We start from the raw sequence: 16,255 nt of genomic DNA, 5'->3' as shown, positions 1-16,255 counted from the left end.
TGCGGACTGCGCTTTGATAGCGACTGATTTCATCATATCGCTAGATTTGGGCTAAAAGAAGTTTAGCATACTATCGTAACTCTCAATTGCTGGTAACTTTTTTGCGATCGCCATCTTCCTGAAAGTCACTCATATTAAAAATGAAAGGAACCCGACTAGAACCACTGCCCATAACCAACACCTTTGGCATCTGAGCACCACCACTTCTCCAAGCTTCGATAGCCTCCTTTTGCAGCACTAAATCACCGCCCTGAGCCTTTAAAGTTTCAGCCAAAAGCCTTTGAGCTTCCGCCCTACCTTGAGCGCGGTTAATATCTGCTTGAGCCTGTTGTTCTGCTTCCTGAGCCACATAAACAGCCCTTTGTGCACGCTGTTCAGCAACCTGTTTTTCCTCAACCGCTTTCGCAAAATCTGTGGAAAATCGAATGTTAACAACGCTCGTATCAAGTACGATTACATCATACTTTGATAGCCTTTCCTTCAGTGCAGTATCAAAGTCTCGTTTCAGTTCACTTCTTTGAGTAATAGATTGTTCAGCAGTTCTCAAGGCGGCCGCTGTTTTAAATGCTTCTTGCGTCTGAGGAGCAATAATTTTTGCAACTATATTATCCAAGGTTCCTTGAGTCCTTCTGATATCAACTACTCTCGCCGGATCGAGGCGAAAGTTGATAGCAAAACTAGCATTTAAATCCTGAAGGTCTTTGGTAGCACTCTGGGCCGGAACTTCAAATTTTTGCACTGTTACATCGTACACATCTACCTTAGATATCAGCGGAGGTCTCAAGTGAAATCCCTCTAACAATGCCCCATCTGTAGCTTTTCCTAAAACGCTGACCACCCCTGCTTCACCGGGATTAATCACGACAAAAGAGTTGAACCCAAGCAGCAGCGCGCCAACTAATAGAATCCCAGCGATTGCTGATGATATGCTCTGGAAATTTTGAGATTTCAAACTACACCTTCCTTTGTGATAAATCAATTATAATGGTTAAAGTGTCGATAGTTAATAAAAATTCAGGTCTCTTTGTACATAAAAATGTTATAAGCTTAGAGGCCCAACTTTTTCAATAAGTCAGGGCTCTAGGTCTTCGGCTGCGGTGGTTCCGTTGAATTAATTGGTCTTATAGTTTTCCTCAGTCCAGCAGCGGGGCAAAACTTCGCCGGAGGGAAAAACTAATTTACCCTTGGGAAAATTCACTGGTTCTTGCTCTTCTTCACCAGCTTGATTTCGCCCCAATACTTCATTTTTCGCAGGACTAATTAAACTATCGACATCGAGAATTTCTACCAAGTCGCCTGATTCTTTTTCTTGTAAAAGCATAGTTTCTCCTTAAACAGTGAATGTGAGTTAGGGTTTGATTACAACAGCTTAATTACACTATTGAATATTATTTGATTTTAAATTAAGATAAGATGTCTTATCTCTATCCGAGGTATAATTTGTTAATCTATCTTTCGAGTCTTTTCAAGAGTATAAAACAATTGGATGCCATGTGGGACAAAATTAGCGCGCATATCTCCGAAGTAACAAGAGACAAATTTGCGATCGACAATCGCCGTTCTGTTAGCGGTGGCTGCATCAATCAAGGCTATGCTATCAGCAGCATTTCCCGTACATACTTTGCCAAAATCAATCAAGCTTCCCAAGTCGCGATGTTTGAAGCTGAGGCGCTGGGTTTGCAGCAAATGCGGGAAACCCAGACGATTCGAGTACCTGAGCCGATTTGTTGGGGAACTGAGGCGAATTCTGCTTATATTGTGCTGGAATGGCTGGATTTGGTAGGGCGCGGGGGCGATAAAGCTTGGGAGGAAATGGGGCGTAAACTGGCTGAAATGCACAAATACACCCCCCCCAGCCCAGGGCGGGCACGGGGGCACCGCCCCTACAATCGGGGAGGTTTTGGTTGGGATATTAATAATACGATCGGCTCAACTGTGCAAATTAATAACTGGACAGCAACTTGGACTCAATTTTGGGCGGAACATCGGATTGGTTATCAGTTAAAATTGGCTAAGAGTCGGGGCGGTCATTTTCCGCAAGGAGAACGTTTATTAAAGGTAATTCCTGAATTGTTAGCAGGTTACGAACCTGAACCTTCGCTGGTTCATGGGGATTTGTGGGGTGGGAATGCGGGGATAACGTCTGGAGGGGAACCGGTGATTTTTGACCCGGCGACGTATTTTGGAGATAGAGAAGTTGATCTGGCGATGACGGAGTTATTTGGTGGCTTTCCGGCGCAGTTTTATCGGGGATATAATCAGGTTTGGCAGTTGGATTCAGGGTATGAAAAACGCAAAACTCTTTACAATTTATATCATATTTTAAATCATTTTAATTTGTTTGGTGGGAGTTATGAATCCCAGGCAAATCAGATGATTAATCGCATCTTGGGTTAAAATTTAAGCAACGAAGGACACTCCAAGAGCCCATTGGTGTCAACTTAAGCTGTCAGCCCGCCAAGTCCGCTAGTGGGCCCGCAAGTCCGCCAGGGAATGAATTCCCTGTCTAATAGCTAAAGTCCTCTCAAAGAGGACTGAAGAACTCATTAGTCCTCTTTGAGAGGACTTGAGCTTTGAGGCAGGGGTTTCAACCCCTGGCGGACTGAGGGTTTGACCTTAAGTTGACACCAATGGGCTCTTGGAGTGTCCTGGTTTCTGCGCCGTGTCCTGACTTCGGCTTGGTTATTGAGACTTTATTTCTGCTTAGCAGTCGCTTTTTTCTTGGCTTCTTTTTCCGCTTTTTTAGCGGCTTTTTCAGCTTCAAGTTTGGCGAACTTTGCTAGCTCTTTTTCTTCAGCAATTTTATCGAGATAGTAGTGGTAATCTCCGAGATAAGGGCGAAACTCTCCATCCCGAATTTCGACTATTTTGTTGGCGACTTGGGAGATGAAATAGCGATCGTGCGAAACGATCATTACCGTACCGTCATAATTCTTGATGGCTTCTTCCATCATCTCTTTGGCCGGAATGTCGAGGTGATTTGTCGGTTCGTCCAAAATCAGTAAATTCACGGGAGTCAACAGCATCTTTGCCAAAGCTAGACGCGCTTTTTCTCCGCCACTCAAAGCGCCGACTTGTTTGTATACTGTTTCGCCGGTGAACAGAAAACGCCCCAACAAAGTCCGAACTTCTTCGTTTTTCCAGTCTGGTACTTCGTCATGAATGGTTGCCATCACGCTTTTATTTAAATCTAAAGCTTCGGCTTGATTCTGTTCAAAGTAACCGGGGATGACGTTATGGCCTCCGAATTTAACAGTGCCTTCTGTCGGAGTTTCTGATCCCATAATCATTTTTAACAGGGTGGATTTGCCTGCGCCGTTGGGGCCGAGGAAGGCGATGCGATCGCCTCTTTCCACTAATAAGTCTGCGCCCAAAAATAGGATTTTGTCGCCGTAGCTATGCACCAAGTCTTCAATTATTACTACTTCGCGGCCGCTGCGGGGTGCGGGGGGAAAGCGGAAATGCAAGGTTTTTAAGCCACCGGTGGGGGCTTCGATGCGTTCGATTTTATCTAGTTGCTTTTCGCGGCTTTTCGCTTGGGTGCTGCGAGTGGCGCTAGCGCGGAATTTTTCTACGAATGCTTGTTGTTTTTCGAGTTCTTTTTGTTGGCTTTCGTAGGCGCTGAGTTGGGCTTCTCTGGCTTCTGCTTTTTGCAGTAAATAAGAGGAGTAGTTGCCCAGGTAGGTGCTGGAAACGCCACGTTCGGTTTCGACGATTTGGGTGCAGAGTCGATCGAGAAATTCTCGGTCATGGGATACGATTACCATGGGGGTTGTTAACCCTTTGAGGTAGACTTCTAACCATTCGATGGTTTCTAAGTCGAGGTGGTTGGTAGGTTCGTCTAGTAGCAGGATGTCGGGTTTTTGGAGGAGAATTTTCCCCAAACTCATCCGCATTTGCCAGCCGCCGCTGAAGGCGCTGACTAGCCGATCGCCATCTTCTGCTTCAAATCCAATTTCTGGTAGAATCTTCTCGATTTGTGCTTCTAAAGCGTAGCCGTTTAAGGCATCAAATTTTCTCTGCAAGCGATCCATTTTGTGGATCAGTTCGTCGAGATTTTCTGGGGTGGAGTGCTCCAAGTCTCGATGGACTTCCATCAGCGATTCGTGAACTTCGTTGGCTTCGCTGAAGGCGCGCCAAAATTCTTCCTTGACGGTGCGAGTGGGATCGATTTCAAATTCTTGGGAGAGGTAGGCGATGTGGAGGCTGGCGGGGCGAATGACTTCGCCTGATGTGGGTTCGATTTCACCGGCGATGATTTTGAGTTGGGTGGATTTGCCGGCACCGTTGACGCCGACTAAGCCGATGCGATCGCCCGGTTTGACTTCCCAGGTGACATCTTTGAGTACGACGCCTGTGGGATAGATTTTACTGATGTGTTCGAGTCGCAGCATTGTTGTGGGGGCTGGGGAAGGGGATGTAAGCGCGGGGAATGGGATGCCGGCGCTGAGGTCGTGTTAATCTTAACAAATTTTAAAGATTTTTAGCGTATTGTCAGATTTTGATTTGGTGGGAGTTACGCATGGGGGCCCAGAAACCGGGTTTCTTCCTAGATATCTAGCTGAGAATCTGCGATTTTTCCCAGAAACCCGGTTTCTAGCCTCGACGTGGTTTCGGGACTATTTTAGTGTGGTGGGGCGATCGTCTTCTGCAAGCTTCGCTAACGCACTGTTTCTGTGTGGCGGGCTTGACTACAAACCCGCTAGTCTTAATGAATGGGATGAGAGGTAAAATAATGACCATTGAGCAAGCTGTATTAGAAAATTTACGGGAATTGCAGCCACAGGAACAGCAAGAAGTCCTACACTTCGTCCAGTTTCTCAGGCAAAAGTCTACTCAGAAACAACCTCGGCGTAGTTTGTACGGGTTGTGGAGCGATTTGAGTATTGAAATTACAGCGGCTGATATTGCGGAAGTCCGTGAAGAAATGTGGGGTGATTTTCCGAAGGAATGTCCTTTATGAGCGCAGTTGTAATAGATACCCATGCAATTGTTTGGTATTTTTTGAAGTCTGGGAATTTATTCCTTAAATTAGATTGCTAATTAATAATTCCATTCACCCATCTTTAGTCGGGTTTCCCAGTCTATCGGCAACCTTTACAGTACCTGTTTCAAACGTGTTATGATAACTATCTACAGTCCCAGTCCCAGCCAATCTCGTAAAGATTGTTCTAGGCGATCGACATCGGAAGTAGTTAACTGACCAATAAGTTTAACGACTAAATTTTGATGAACCGTATATACACCTCGTTTCACCGCCGTCTCAACATTCAGTCCAGCTACAGACCAATCAGTGAGAATGAACTCGCCGGATAGCAGAGATGTCGTTTTGCTAGTTAATGGAACAATCATGATATCTTCAGATGTGTACGGTGAACTGACTACAACCGCAGGTCTTACTTTAGAGCTGGATAAGTCGGAGAAAGGGTATCGTACTAGAATAATGTCATTTTTGGAGTAGCTGGGCATAAATATCATCCTCGGTATTATCCCAAATTGCATCTAGCGATACTCGGCTTGTCTGAAGCCAGAATTCAGACTCATCATCAGGTAGGAATGTTACCAGAATCCTTGCACCTTCAGGAATTTCTGTTTGTTCCAACAATTCAATTTTGCCTTGGCGAACGATCGCCCAAAGTGTCTTTAGCATGCGGAGGGTGACTCCTGAATCGTTAGGGTCGTATCTCAGTATATCCGATTCGTTGACGACTTGCGGAATAATTACTAACATTTCGCTGGCGCGGTTGTTTTAAATCCTAAAACACAAAATATCATACAATGGATAGCTTAAATAATTATCGCCAACTTGTTAGACAGCTCTTGACTGAATACGCTGAGATTCCCGTTTGTGATAGTGGGACGCAAAACGCCACAATTTTTGATGTAGAAAATGACCGCTATATGTTAATCAATATAGGTTGGTTTAACGAGCAACGCATTCACCATTGCGTGATTCATATTGATATTATTGACGGTCAGGTGTGGATTCAAGCAAATAATACCGATCGCCTGATTGCTGAGGAGTTAGTTGCAGCGGGTATTCCGGCTAAATCAATTGTTTTGGGACTTCAACCGCCGGATGTTAGACCTTATACTGCTTAGGTCGTGCCTTCTAGGGAACAGCAGCGAGAATCGTTGAAAGTATGATGGAGTGGAAGGGATTTGAATTGGAGGGCGAGGATTTATGAGTCAACATAGTATGATTGTTCAATGGTAGTCATGAAGATGGACTTTTCTTAGTTACTATTCCAGAGTTTGGCGATCGCATCGGCTCGTATCAGTCCACAGGCTGCTGTTGTGCAATTGATCGCACTTGTTCTACCGCCTTTTAAAATAAGTGATAAAATAATTAGGTTGAATTTCCCAAAAACCTGAAACTAGATTGTTAGTCCACTCACGCTATGCAGATGGTACGATTGTACTTAAAAGTCAACAACCGCCTAGACTTGGGGAAGCAAAACCCGATCCGAATGCTATAGGACCTCATTCTCAATTAAGATGGGATACTTATAATCAGAGGATTTATCAGATGCGAGAATTCGATCGGTCTGGGCAACCTGTGAGAGACATAGATTTTACCAGTCCTACCTATCCTAATGGTAATCCTCGACCGGATCATCTGCCACCACCTCATCAACATCAATGGATACCAAATCTTACAGGTGGTACTCCTACTAGAAATAAAATACCGGAACTATTATGAAATCTCAAACTTCTGCTCTCAAACAAAATGTTAGCCAAAAGTGGGCAATTACACTCTGCTATGAGGAACAGGAAAAACTGGAACCCAGAGTTGCCCAAATTATTGAATATTTAGCCCAAAATTGTGAGTTGCCTAATCAATGGATCGTTGCTGATATTGATGCTACTGGAAGATGTGGCGATCAATTGACTAAGAAAGGTAATAATGAGGAAGTATTGCGTTTATCTAGTGCGGATTTATTAAGTGTCTTGAAGGAAGAGGGTCAAGTTATTGAGTTAGATGCAAGGTTAGTTCAAAATGGGGATGAAGTGTTTAAAATTCTGATTAGAGATGGAGTGTCTGTTGATGTACTTGGAAGTGGGGATGTGATGCCATTGACAGTTTTGGGGAAATATGTAACTGTTGACAAATCTTTTTTTCTATGGTGTTAAAAAGGGGCGAGGATTTATGAGTCGATATAGTATGATTGTTCAATGGTAGTCATGAAGATCGGCTTTTCCTAGTCACGATTCCAGAGTTTGGCGATCGCGTGGTGATGCCTTGCACTCACGGCCAAACTCGTGAGGAAGCAATTCATAACGGCGAAGAAGTGATTGAAATGTATTTGGAAGCTTGGGAAGCAGAAGGTGAATCTATCCCTGAGCCCAGGACGCTTCAAATTGCTTGATTGGTATTGTACAACTCTTATGACTTACGCATGGGGGCCGAGAAACCGGGTTTTTCATAAGTATTAAAGGCTGCAACGAAGTATTTTCGTAAAAAACCCGGTTTCTTTGGTCGGAGTGCGTCCAGGAATGTTCTATTAAACTCCAGTCAAATAAGACAGCCCTCATTCATCAAGCATTTCACTGTAATGGCACAAAATCATAACCAGTACCAGAACGAGAATTTTCATCGCGAATAATTTTCACCAGTTGAATAGGGGCATTGCGATCGCCCGTTGGCAAAAATTTCACTACTCCCGAAGCACCTTGAACAGAGAAGTTGGTTGCTGAAAGCGCTTTTTGGACACCACTGCGAGTGGGATTTTGTTGCAAAGCAGCAATCAATGCTTTAGTTGCATCATAAGCCATTGCGGTACGCCAGTTGACATCTGCACCCCAAAGGCGATCGGCATTTTTAGTAAACTCAGCTTGATAGTTTGCTTCTCCATGCCATGATACCGCTACCACCATATCAAGAACATTATCCTTACCCTGTTCTAAAGTATCTTTCTGGTAGAGGCTATCTCCTCCCAGTAGTCGCAACCGACTTGGCGTAACTCGTGCTACTTTTAATGCTTGATCGCGGTATTTAGAACTGGGAAATAAGGCAATAACTTCTGCTCCCAAATTTATCGCTTCTTCAAGATTATCTTTAGGTTTGAATGTCGAACTTGCTAAATCAAACTTTGTTACTACTTTTCCTTGTTTATTCTGAATAGCAGTTGCCAATTCCTGTGTGAGAGATTTACTATAGTCACTATCAGAATTAAAAAATATAGCTGCTTTTTGCCATCCTTGAGTAGTCATGTATTTAGCAAGGGATTCACCTGCTAATTTATCATTCGCTACTGTGCGAAAAACATAATTGCCAAAGCCAGAAAGTTTGATAGATGTGCTAGTCGGTGAAATGACGACAAGCTGACCTTTTTGGTAAACTTTTGCAGCTTGTAAGGTTGCATCGCTACCAAAATGACCAACTACACCCAATACTGATGAATTTTTTACCACAGCATCAGCAACTTCAGACGCTACCTGGGGATTATTATTATCATTAGCGATGAGCGCTTTTAACGGTATACCCTTAATACCACCACCTTGATTAGTTTCATCCTGTGCTTGTGCAACTCCTCGCAGTATTTCATTAGCTATATCTGTACTTTGTCCAATGGGTGCTGCTACAGCAATACTGTGAGATATCCTATTGCCAATCCTGGCATTATTCAGATAAATCAAGGTTTCTGGGTCGTTCCGATTAATTTCCCGCGATGTATATAGTGCGTTAACAGCAGTGGTAAAATCTCCTTTGGCATAAGCTACAATTCCAGACTGCTTGTTAAAAACTTCTTTGTTTATAATTAATACTTTCTCTCCACTACTTATACGTTCTTGCTTGGATTGGCTTTGAGATTGAACAAGAGGTGCTTGAACAATAGGTGGCTGAAGTAAAGACTTATCATTCTCACGCAAAATAGTCCGATTAGGGCTAGGAGTTAAGTTACTTTGGTTAACAGTAGATTGCACATTCCAAGTAGATATAAGGCAAAACATTCCTATCCCACCGATCAGAAACATTATAAATCTTCCTATTTTATGTTCCCAAAAAGGAGCCAGTATTTTCGAGAAAATAAATCCAAATACGCTTACACACACCCATCCTATGCCTAGTATTATCATTGACAGAGGATTTTCATCCATAATATCTCTCCTTTGTATATTTTTTGACGCTCAATTACTGGGAAAGTGATTGAATTTGTAGCTCTTTTTGTAAGCGTTGATTCAAATCAACAAAAGCAGTTTCTGCCATTTTATCAAAAATATTCTTGTTAGATGCTCCTTCGTTGACATAAAAAATGTCAGCAGGGAAGGATGAAAATTGGATTTGTCTAACAGACTTTTGATTTATAAAAATGTTAATATTCCAGTCTACTGCAATCCCCCTAAACCCCTGACTTACTTTAATAACTCCTTCTCTGGTATATGTAGATTCTGTGTGCCTTACAACATACACAATTTCAAAAAATACGTGCTTTTTCTTAACCAACTCTCCTTTGACAAAGAAGAAAACATCGTTGGATATAATTCTAGTAAAACAATCGTTTAGTTGTTTTATAATAATGTCTTCTAAATTAGCTAAATTTTCCTGCAAAAAGTTTTTGTAAGGTGAAAAAAGTGTAATTTGTGTACCCTCATCAGTCAAAAATGTTATGTCATCCCGATCTAGTTCATTTGTCAAGTTAAAAGAAACGTATAACTCTCTTTTTTGGGCATTTTTTAAATATCTTAGAATTCCTAATACTGTGCGATCGCTTCCCCCAGAGTCAACATATTTTTCTATGGCTTTTTTGAATTTATCCCTAATTTGTAGATATTCTGACAAACTAGGAAGAGAAATTAAAAATACAACAATAGCTCCTATCCCTAACCAATGAATGATTCTGGCAAACCAAAGTTGACCGTAACTCGAATAGTATGCAACTTGGAATCGTACTTCAGGTACAGCAGAAGGACTAGATGCCTTTAATTCTTTACCCATAGCTAAAGCAGTTGGAAAACGAACTACTATATATTCCTTAAAGTTTTGCGTTTCTTGATTTGCTGCGATTATTAGTGTTGGCGTGATTTCATAAACCTGGGATGTAGTTGTTTGGTTGCCATTTGTCTCTTCATACTGTGTCAAATTTACTGTGGCATTACGCCCTTTAACTTTAAGCTTATTGGAGACATCTACTTCCCACCCGTTGAGAAGAATTTTTTCTAGCCCTGGCTTTAGTGTAGCGTAGCGCTCTCCTCCCGTATCAAACCTCAGCAAAAATGAGTCTTCTACAGCTTTAGACTCATTGCCAACAAGTTCAATATCTACTGTTCTATTTCTATTCACTTTAGAACAACCAGAAACACTAATTAAGAGCATTAGTGTGATTGACGGAAATATCCAAAGTTTAATTTGTTTGAGCATTACTGACTTCATTATCATTATTTTTACTTATCTGCTCTTGCAATAGTCAAGCGTTCCTTTAAGATAAGGTGCTAATCCTCCAAACCAAGTCCCCCAAACCTGTAGCCCTTGACTGCTGCCAATAAAAGAGTTCACTGTATTTTGCCACTGAGTATCGTTAGTAGGAAGTATCATTCCATAAAAGTCACAGGATAGAGGTTGGTTCGGTACTATCTCAAAAGCGTTGAGTGGCACTCCCTGTCTCACCGCTTCTCCTATCAAAAGAATACTATCTCCAGCAAATGCAGTAACTTGACCGTTCATTGCAGCACTTACACCCTCACTTCTTTCAGAAAACTGCTGAATTTCAGCTTCAGAATATTGCTGGGTAACTGAACGTATATTGGTTGAGCCTCGAAGTACACCGAGCCTCGCATTTCTCAAGTTGGCATTTTTGTTTGCTGTCCTGACAATAAATTGCGTCCCCGTGACAAAAAATGGATCTGAATATTTAATGTTTTCCTGTACTTCCTTTTCGCGACTAATTGTATTGGGACCACACTCAATATGTACCGTGCCATCTCGAACTATTCCCTCACGGGTTGGGAGCGTCGATGTAACGGCTCTGACACTAATAGAAGTATTCATTTGTTTGCTCAAACTGCTTGCTAGAGCATTGGCAAAGCCTGCACAATAGCCTGTCCAACTTCCTGAACTTTCATAGCCAAAAAACACAGCATCTTTTCTAATCCCTACTTTTAAAACTCCTGTTTGCTGAATTTCTTGCAAGACAGTCCGCGCCCAGCTTGCCGAAGGAAACAGGACTGTACATATAATGCTAGATGTTAAAAATATCAGTTTTAATCGCTTATTCATTATTCTATATTGCTACCTATGGAGCACTGCTCTTGAGCTATTTAGTTAAATACTTTACTAGCTCGATCTCATCTTTGTCAGTGATAAAAAGTGAGAAAAAGTGACAAAAAGTAAGGACTTTCCCCAAATTCCCCAAAAATCTCTTCTCCGGTAGATGCCGCTAGAGTTAAACTCTTGTAATCACCCCTCTCACAACCCAACTTCCTTGGCCTACGACAACACCTGCAAATATCTAGCAGAAAAATTCCCCGCCGCCTTCGTCCACTGGCTACTACCAATAGACGAACCCACCGACGTTCAGGTACTCAAAACCGAACTAATTCAAGAACCCATTCGAGCCGATTCTCTCGTTTTCCTGCAAACGGATAACCAAATCCTACATCTGGAATTTGAAACCCGACCCTACTCCGACCCGCCGATCGCCTTCAGAATGCTAGACTACTACGTCAGGCTCAAACGGCAATACTCCTGTTCCATCAATCAAGTAGTAATCTTTTTGCAGCAAACAGCCTCAGAACAAGTTTTTGTATCTGAGTACACAGACGCGAACACCCGACACAGCTATCGAGTTATCCGGCTGTGGGAACAAGACCCCGCTTCACTGCTGTCCGTCCCCGGCTTACTCCCACTCGCGACACTATCTCAAACCAACTCGCCGCGAACTTTGTTAGAGCAAATAGCTACTCAAATTGCTACAATAGAGGAACCCACCCAACAAGCAGATTTACTCGCTTGTACCCAAGTGCTCGCAGGTTTGAGATTTGAAAAAGACTTGATCAGACAACTATTTAGGAAAGAAACTATGCGCGGTTCTGTGATTTACCAAGAAATTCGCGAAGATGGCCTCCTTGAAGGAAGACAACTAGGCCTCCTTGAAGGAAGGAAAGATGAGGCGCTGTCGTTCCTCACTCGCCAGTTGACTCGACGCATCGGTGCGATCGCACCTGAAACCCGCGAGCAAATTCAGACTTTATCCGTAGAAGAATTAGAGGATTTAGGAGAGGCGCTGCTGGATTTTTCATCAGCCTCAGATTTAACCAATTGGTTGAACGAACATCAGCCTTAATTGCTAAAATATCGCCTCTTATATTAATTTAATGGGTCGTTGCACATATCTCGATCCCCCTAAATCCCCCTTAAGAAGGGGGACTTTGAGAAGAATCTTGTCCCCCCCTTGTAGGGGCGGTGCCCCCGTGCCCGCCCTCTTTAGGGCTTTGAGAAGAGTCTTGTCCCCCCCTTCTTAAGGGGGGCTAGGGGGGATCGGATTCTACGGGGCCTCATAAAAAATTGGTATTATATTAATTTAATGGGTCGTTGCACATATCTCGATCCCCCTAAATCCCCCTTAAGAAGGGGGACTTTGAGAAGAATCTTGTCCCCCCCTTGTAGGGGCGGTGCCCCCGTGCCCGCCCGCCCTCTTTAGGGGGGATCGGATTCTATGCAGCATCATAAAAAAATGGTATTATTGTCAAAACTTCACCAGATATATACTTTGAGGAAACTTAAGCCATGACCGTTGATGAAGCAATCGCGATCGCAGAAACAGTCCTTGATGGCGAAGGCTTAAACGACGTGCAAGAGCTCATCTTCAGACAATGCTGGGAAGGCAGACATTCCTACGAAGAAATTTCTCAACTCTCTCAATATAATGATGAATACATCAAAGCGCTGGCGGCTAAACTCTGGAAACAACTCTCAGAGGCTTTTGATGAAAAAGTAAAAAAAAATAATTTACGCTCTGTTTTTAAGCGATACTTGCGGCGACATCAAGTGACATTACATCGAACTCAAGTTATTGGAGTTAACCTCAGCGGTGCTAACTTAAGCGGAGCCAGACTATCATTTGCAAACTTAAGTGAATCTGATTCGTCAGCAGATTTACACGGTGCAATTCTATCTGATTATCATACAGTATCAGATGGAATTATTAAGCCTGAAAACGCGCATAACCAGGGAATTTTGTCAACCATAAAAGAACGGATTTATCACTGGAACGATTTGCGCTTTCACTGCGAAGAACAAGTAAAAATAGCCGAAGCGCTCGATCGCACAAACACCCTCTTTTTCCCCAACTCCAAAGCCCGCCTCACCACACCCGCAGGCCGACAAAACCAAGAACCCGATTTCCTCATATTCCACCAAGGCAAATGGGGTATTCTGGAAATATCACATCCCGACACAGCAAAAGATGAAACGCGCGATCGCGACTTTGCATCTCACGGTATCACCATCATCCACTATTGCGACGCAGAAAGATGCTGCGAAGATGCCGATCGCATTGTCCAAGAATTTTTAGACATATTGACTCAGGGATAGGGCGAGTGTTTTTTTCGTAAGGGCGATGATAGGGGGCCCAGAAACCGGGTTTTTTAGGAAAATACTTCGTTGTCACCGACAGATTAGGTAAAAACCCGGTTTCTTTGTCGGAGTGCGTCAGTCCATAAGGGCGATCGGACTCCGAAACAAAGTAGATATTGGCTTGACAAAATACTCGACTTGTGGTATGCACCTGTGGTGGAATTTCTTAAGGGCGATCGCACTCTACTTCCCAAAACGGGCGATCGCGATCGATCCTAACTCATTCCCCAGCAGCCTCAGCCGACGCAGCGAATCTATCCGCTACAGCTTTAGCAATTAGCGCCACCTGACTCAGAGGCAAAAACTGAATTTTTTTGACAATATCGTTAATTTCTGGTGGTTGCGAGACTGGATTGCCATCCAAAAAGCTGAGAAACTCTTCCAGAGTATAGCCTGCTCTCGCTGCGAGCTTACCCAAGTTTTCAGTATCGGGAACCGTATCGCCCCTTTCCCAAAGCTGAACAGCAGTCGCAGAAACGCCCAAAAGCTTACCAAACGCTCGCTGACTCATTGTTCCGCGCGCTGTTTTGATGATTTCACTAAGTTTTTGTCTATTTTGGATGTTCACAAGTTAAAAGCTACTCGACCGTATCTACCAGTCTACTTACGAACAGATACATCAACTATATTTCCCAGACGACTCAGCAGCAGCAGCGAGCCTATCCATCACAGCTCTACCAATCACCGCCAACTCACTAATTGGCATACATTGAATTTTCTTCAGCAGCTCGTTGGTATTAACAGGTTCTGGCATTGGCTTACCTTCGAGATGAGCCATCAACTCTTCCATTGTAAAGCCCGCTTTTGCCGCAATCTGAGTCAAATTTTTCGTATCCGGGAGTACCTGACCCTTTTCCCAATACTGAACAGCAGACCCAGAGACTCCCAATAGCCTACCAAAAGCGCTAAAACTCAGGTCGCCACGGGCTAGCTTAACAACTTCGCTCAGTTTTTTCTTAGCTTCTGCGTCCACGGTATCAACCACGAGATGACCACAATTCCCAGTTTACAGAACATCAACCATACTTCCCAGAAGCTACAGCAGCAGCAGCCAGTCGCTCCATACCAGCTCGAACAATCACTGCTAAGTCACTCAGTGGCATACATTGAATTTTCTTGAGCAGATCGTTGGTATCTAGAGGTTCCTGCACAGGCTTGCCTTCGAGATGGGCCATAAGCTCTTCCATCGTAAAGCCTGCTCTTGTAGCAATCTGAGTCAAATTTTTTGTATCTGGAAGTACCTGCCCTTTTTCCCAATACAAGACAGAAGCAGCAGAAACTCCCAACAGCTTGCCAAAAGCAGTCAGACTCATAGAGCCCCGCGCTAATTTAACAACCTCACTCAGTTTTTTCTTAGCTTCTGCGTCCACGGTATCAGCCACGAGATAACCACAACTCCTAGTTTACTTGTGTACCAACAAATTTACCTGTCTTGCTTGACAGGAGAAGATTTAACAGATATTATTTTAATTAGATTGAAAATTTTAATTTTAATGAAAACAGATTTAGGAGAAATAGCAATGACCAAGAGACGCACTCAAAAAACTTACAAGCCCAGCCACACACGTCAAAGCCTCACAGCCTCCGGTTGGCTCAAACCCCAGTGCTGGCAAATCTCCAAAATAGAAGCAGCCGAAGCCCTGAGAATGCCCGTAAACCGCATAGTCAAAGTTTACCCCAAACAACATCAAGTAATAGTCGTTTACCTGAACAAGAAAGGACAAAAATGCAGTTCCTTTTTCAGCTACAGACTATTTGCCAGATGGCAACAGGAGACGATCGCCACAATTGCCAGTTGTCGAAACCAGCAAACCTTAGCACCCCTAGAACTCATCGTACAGTATGACCTAGAACATTTCAAGTATCCCGTGGCGATCGGCGACGCAATTTGGGAAGCCCTCCTCAACCACATCCGTCAAGTCATCAGGGAACAAAGGCTCAGCAAACAATGCGCCTAAGTTCCCCATCAACCGATCAATTAGAAGTAGAAGCAGCCAACTCGGCCAAACGATCCTGCTGATCCTGAGAAATGCAAGTCTGAATAATCTCCTCAATATCCCCTTCCAAAACACTATTGAGCGAGAAATTTTCCCCCAAACGGTGGTCAGTAGCCCGATTATCCTTATAGTTGTAAGTGCGAATTTTTTCCGATCGCGAACCAGTACCAACCTGCCCCAAACGTAGCTCCTTCACCTCATCCTGCTGCTGGCGCAACTTTATTTCATAAAGCTTAGCCCGCAAAATCTGCATCGCCCGCTCCTTATTCTGCAACTGACTGCGCTCCTGGGTACAGAAAATCCGAATCCCAGTCGGCTTGTGAAACAAATCCGCAGCAGTTTCCACCTTGTTCACATTTTGGCCGCTGATTGCTGAGGAGTTAGTTGCAGCGGGAATTCCGACTAAATCAATTGTTTTGGGGCTTCAACCGCCTGATGTTAGACCTCATACTACTTAGGTCGTTCCTTGTAGTGAGAAGCAGTGAGAATCCTTGAAAGTATGATGGAGTGCAGGAAGTTGAATGGGAGGGCGATCGGGCTTCAAAAACTTTTAAAGCAGGCTATGGGAGAAGGTTGTAGAAAGGTGAGGGTGAGGAGGTGCGATCGTAAATACAACTCTCACCTCAGCCGTATGCTATACTACCATTCATAATATTAGCAATATCTATCCTTAAATTAAAGT

At 43.5% G+C, this 16,255-nt stretch carries 21 protein-coding genes and 2 pseudogenes; 11 read left to right on the top strand and 12 right to left on the bottom strand.

Translation table 11 applies throughout. The features are described 5' to 3' along the window. Positions 1 to 82 precede the first annotated feature (82 nt). Positions 83 to 952 (bottom strand): prohibitin family protein, encoded by an 870-nt coding sequence (locus P2A85_RS07000; protein ID WP_377478283.1) that lies wholly within the window; start codon positions 950 to 952, stop codon positions 83 to 85. A gap of 159 nt (positions 953 to 1,111) precedes the next feature. Beyond that, positions 1,112 to 1,321: an acetyltransferase gene (locus tag P2A85_RS06995; RefSeq protein ID WP_340523150.1), complete on the bottom strand. Its 210-nt coding sequence runs from the start codon at positions 1,319 to 1,321 to the stop codon at positions 1,112 to 1,114. Between the two features lie 170 nt (positions 1,322 to 1,491). On the opposite strand from P2A85_RS06995, the gene P2A85_RS06990 reads away from it, so the two are divergent. Continuing rightward, positions 1,492 to 2,397, top strand: a complete 906-nt coding sequence (locus P2A85_RS06990; protein WP_377478281.1) for a fructosamine kinase family protein — start codon at positions 1,492 to 1,494, stop codon at positions 2,395 to 2,397. 296 nt (positions 2,398 to 2,693) lie between these two features. On the opposite strand, the gene P2A85_RS06985 is transcribed toward P2A85_RS06990, so the two are convergent. After that, positions 2,694 to 4,394 carry an ABC-F family ATP-binding cassette domain-containing protein gene (locus tag P2A85_RS06985; protein ID WP_377478279.1) on the bottom strand — a complete coding sequence of 567 codons (1,701 nt, stop codon included), beginning with the start codon at positions 4,392 to 4,394 and terminating at the stop codon, positions 2,694 to 2,696. Between the two features lie 341 nt (positions 4,395 to 4,735). Here P2A85_RS06985 and P2A85_RS06980 point away from each other — a divergent pair, with 341 nt between their 5' ends. Continuing rightward, complete coding sequence (locus tag P2A85_RS06980) at positions 4,736 to 4,963, top strand: DUF2281 domain-containing protein (protein ID WP_333279214.1); 228 nt, start codon at positions 4,736 to 4,738, stop codon at positions 4,961 to 4,963. Positions 4,964 to 5,133: 170 nt separating this feature from the next. Here P2A85_RS06980 and P2A85_RS06975 read toward each other — a convergent pair whose 3' ends face one another. Both P2A85_RS06975 and P2A85_RS06970 read right to left on the bottom strand, forming a co-directional pair. Beyond that, positions 5,134 to 5,469 (bottom strand): type II toxin-antitoxin system PemK/MazF family toxin, encoded by a 336-nt coding sequence (locus P2A85_RS06975; RefSeq protein WP_377478277.1) that lies wholly within the window; start codon positions 5,467 to 5,469, stop codon positions 5,134 to 5,136. Then, positions 5,447 to 5,650 (bottom strand): hypothetical protein, encoded by a 204-nt coding sequence (locus tag P2A85_RS06970; RefSeq protein WP_333058654.1) that lies wholly within the window; start codon positions 5,648 to 5,650, stop codon positions 5,447 to 5,449. The genes P2A85_RS06975 and P2A85_RS06970 overlap by 23 nt, the downstream gene beginning before the upstream one ends. Before the next feature lie 128 nt (positions 5,651 to 5,778). Here P2A85_RS06970 and P2A85_RS06965 point away from each other — a divergent pair, with 128 nt between their 5' ends. The 4 genes and pseudogenes from P2A85_RS06965 (at position 5,779) to P2A85_RS06950 (ending at position 7,370) form a co-directional block, all read left to right on the top strand. Beyond that, positions 5,779 to 6,102 carry a XisI protein gene (locus tag P2A85_RS06965; RefSeq protein ID WP_377478275.1) on the top strand — a complete coding sequence of 108 codons (324 nt, stop codon included), beginning with the start codon at positions 5,779 to 5,781 and terminating at the stop codon, positions 6,100 to 6,102. 280 nt (positions 6,103 to 6,382) lie between these two features. Further along, entirely contained in the window at positions 6,383 to 6,703 is a 321-nt protein-coding gene (locus tag P2A85_RS06960) for a hypothetical protein (protein ID WP_377478274.1), read from the top strand. Beyond that, a complete protein-coding gene (locus P2A85_RS06955) occupies positions 6,700 to 7,134 on the top strand; it encodes a hypothetical protein (protein ID WP_377478272.1) in 435 nt (144 codons plus the stop codon). The genes P2A85_RS06960 and P2A85_RS06955 overlap by 4 nt, the downstream gene beginning before the upstream one ends. A 16-nt stretch (positions 7,135 to 7,150) precedes the next feature. After that, positions 7,151 to 7,370, top strand: a pseudogene (locus P2A85_RS06950) (type II toxin-antitoxin system HicB family antitoxin). A gap of 178 nt (positions 7,371 to 7,548) precedes the next feature. On the opposite strand, the gene P2A85_RS06945 reads toward P2A85_RS06950, so the two are convergent. The 3 genes from P2A85_RS06945 to P2A85_RS06935 form a co-directional block, all read right to left on the bottom strand. Continuing rightward, positions 7,549 to 8,955, bottom strand: coding sequence for an ABC transporter substrate-binding protein (locus P2A85_RS06945; protein WP_377478270.1), 1,407 nt, complete (start codon positions 8,953 to 8,955; stop codon positions 7,549 to 7,551). 181 nt (positions 8,956 to 9,136) lie between these two features. Continuing rightward, positions 9,137 to 10,363 (bottom strand): hypothetical protein, encoded by a 1,227-nt coding sequence (locus P2A85_RS06940; protein WP_377478268.1) that lies wholly within the window; start codon positions 10,361 to 10,363, stop codon positions 9,137 to 9,139. Positions 10,364 to 10,390: 27 nt separating this feature from the next. Continuing rightward, positions 10,391 to 11,218 (bottom strand): transporter substrate-binding domain-containing protein, encoded by an 828-nt coding sequence (locus P2A85_RS06935; protein ID WP_377478266.1) that lies wholly within the window; start codon positions 11,216 to 11,218, stop codon positions 10,391 to 10,393. A gap of 205 nt (positions 11,219 to 11,423) precedes the next feature. Between P2A85_RS06935 and P2A85_RS06930 the strand changes: the two genes are divergently transcribed. From P2A85_RS06930 to P2A85_RS06920, 3 genes are all read left to right on the top strand, one after another. Beyond that, positions 11,424 to 12,284: an Rpn family recombination-promoting nuclease/putative transposase gene (locus P2A85_RS06930; RefSeq protein ID WP_377481341.1), complete on the top strand. Its 861-nt coding sequence runs from the start codon at positions 11,424 to 11,426 to the stop codon at positions 12,282 to 12,284. 443 nt (positions 12,285 to 12,727) lie between these two features. Continuing rightward, positions 12,728 to 13,534 carry a pentapeptide repeat-containing protein gene (locus P2A85_RS06925; RefSeq protein WP_377478264.1) on the top strand — a complete coding sequence of 269 codons (807 nt, stop codon included), beginning with the start codon at positions 12,728 to 12,730 and terminating at the stop codon, positions 13,532 to 13,534. A gap of 112 nt (positions 13,535 to 13,646) precedes the next feature. After that, complete coding sequence (locus P2A85_RS06920) at positions 13,647 to 13,856, top strand: hypothetical protein (RefSeq protein WP_377478262.1); 210 nt, start codon at positions 13,647 to 13,649, stop codon at positions 13,854 to 13,856. Here the strand turns inward: P2A85_RS06920 and P2A85_RS06915 are convergent. The 3 genes from P2A85_RS06915 to P2A85_RS06905 form a co-directional block, all read right to left on the bottom strand. Further along, positions 13,797 to 14,087: a helix-turn-helix domain-containing protein gene (locus P2A85_RS06915; protein ID WP_293150745.1), complete on the bottom strand. Its 291-nt coding sequence runs from the start codon at positions 14,085 to 14,087 to the stop codon at positions 13,797 to 13,799. The two genes, P2A85_RS06920 and P2A85_RS06915, sit on opposite strands and share 60 nt — an antisense overlap. Before the next feature lie 108 nt (positions 14,088 to 14,195). Further along, entirely contained in the window at positions 14,196 to 14,561 is a 366-nt protein-coding gene (locus P2A85_RS06910; RefSeq protein ID WP_377478260.1) for a helix-turn-helix domain-containing protein, read from the bottom strand. 31 nt (positions 14,562 to 14,592) lie between these two features. Next, on the bottom strand, positions 14,593 to 14,958 hold the full coding sequence (locus P2A85_RS06905) for a helix-turn-helix domain-containing protein (RefSeq protein WP_377478258.1): 366 nt from the start codon (positions 14,956 to 14,958) through the stop codon (positions 14,593 to 14,595). Between the two features lie 27 nt (positions 14,959 to 14,985). Here P2A85_RS06905 and P2A85_RS06900 point away from each other — a divergent pair, with 27 nt between their 5' ends. Continuing rightward, positions 14,986 to 15,534: a hypothetical protein gene (locus P2A85_RS06900; RefSeq protein WP_377478257.1), complete on the top strand. Its 549-nt coding sequence runs from the start codon at positions 14,986 to 14,988 to the stop codon at positions 15,532 to 15,534. Positions 15,535 to 15,550: 16 nt separating this feature from the next. Here P2A85_RS06900 and P2A85_RS06895 read toward each other — a convergent pair. After that, a pseudogene (locus P2A85_RS06895) lies at positions 15,551 to 15,943 on the bottom strand (peptide chain release factor-like protein); the annotation flags it as partial. Between P2A85_RS06895 and P2A85_RS06890 the strand changes: the two are divergent. Continuing rightward, positions 15,921 to 16,031, top strand: a complete 111-nt coding sequence (locus P2A85_RS06890; protein ID WP_377478255.1) for an element excision factor XisI family protein — start codon at positions 15,921 to 15,923, stop codon at positions 16,029 to 16,031. The pseudogene P2A85_RS06895 and the gene P2A85_RS06890 sit on opposite strands and share 23 nt — an antisense overlap. Positions 16,032 to 16,255 lie beyond the last annotated feature (224 nt).

The sequence above is a fragment of the Microcoleus anatoxicus genome, from assembly GCF_042465725.1.
Classification (GTDB): Bacteria; Cyanobacteriota; Cyanobacteriia; order Cyanobacteriales; family Microcoleaceae; genus Microcoleus; species Microcoleus anatoxicus.
This window is presented reverse-complemented; position numbering and strand designations above follow the sequence as displayed.

Excerpts from the sequence above, each read along its gene's own strand:
- P2A85_RS06995 (WP_340523150.1), bottom strand. The coding sequence starts at position 1,321 with ATGCTTTTACAAGAAAAAGAATCAGGCGACTTGGTAGAAATTCTCGAT.
- P2A85_RS06990 (WP_377478281.1), top strand. The coding sequence starts at position 1,492 with ATGTGGGACAAAATTAGCGCGCATATCTCCGAAGTAACAAGAGACAAA.
- P2A85_RS06985 (WP_377478279.1), bottom strand. The coding sequence starts at position 4,394 with ATGCTGCGACTCGAACACATCAGTAAAATCTATCCCACAGGCGTCGTA.
- P2A85_RS06980 (WP_333279214.1), top strand. The coding sequence starts at position 4,736 with ATGACCATTGAGCAAGCTGTATTAGAAAATTTACGGGAATTGCAGCCA.
- P2A85_RS06975 (WP_377478277.1), bottom strand. The coding sequence starts at position 5,469 with ATGCCCAGCTACTCCAAAAATGACATTATTCTAGTACGATACCCTTTC.
- P2A85_RS06970 (WP_333058654.1), bottom strand. The coding sequence starts at position 5,650 with ATGCTAAAGACACTTTGGGCGATCGTTCGCCAAGGCAAAATTGAATTG.
- P2A85_RS06965 (WP_377478275.1), top strand. The coding sequence starts at position 5,779 with ATGGATAGCTTAAATAATTATCGCCAACTTGTTAGACAGCTCTTGACT.
- P2A85_RS06955 (WP_377478272.1), top strand. The coding sequence starts at position 6,700 with ATGAAATCTCAAACTTCTGCTCTCAAACAAAATGTTAGCCAAAAGTGG.
- P2A85_RS06945 (WP_377478270.1), bottom strand. The coding sequence starts at position 8,955 with ATGTTTTGCCTTATATCTACTTGGAATGTGCAATCTACTGTTAACCAA.
- P2A85_RS06940 (WP_377478268.1), bottom strand. The coding sequence starts at position 10,363 with ATGCTCAAACAAATTAAACTTTGGATATTTCCGTCAATCACACTAATG.
- P2A85_RS06935 (WP_377478266.1), bottom strand. The coding sequence starts at position 11,218 with ATGAATAAGCGATTAAAACTGATATTTTTAACATCTAGCATTATATGT.
- P2A85_RS06925 (WP_377478264.1), top strand. The coding sequence starts at position 12,728 with ATGACCGTTGATGAAGCAATCGCGATCGCAGAAACAGTCCTTGATGGC.
- P2A85_RS06915 (WP_293150745.1), bottom strand. The coding sequence starts at position 14,087 with ATGAGTCAGCGAGCGTTTGGTAAGCTTTTGGGCGTTTCTGCGACTGCT.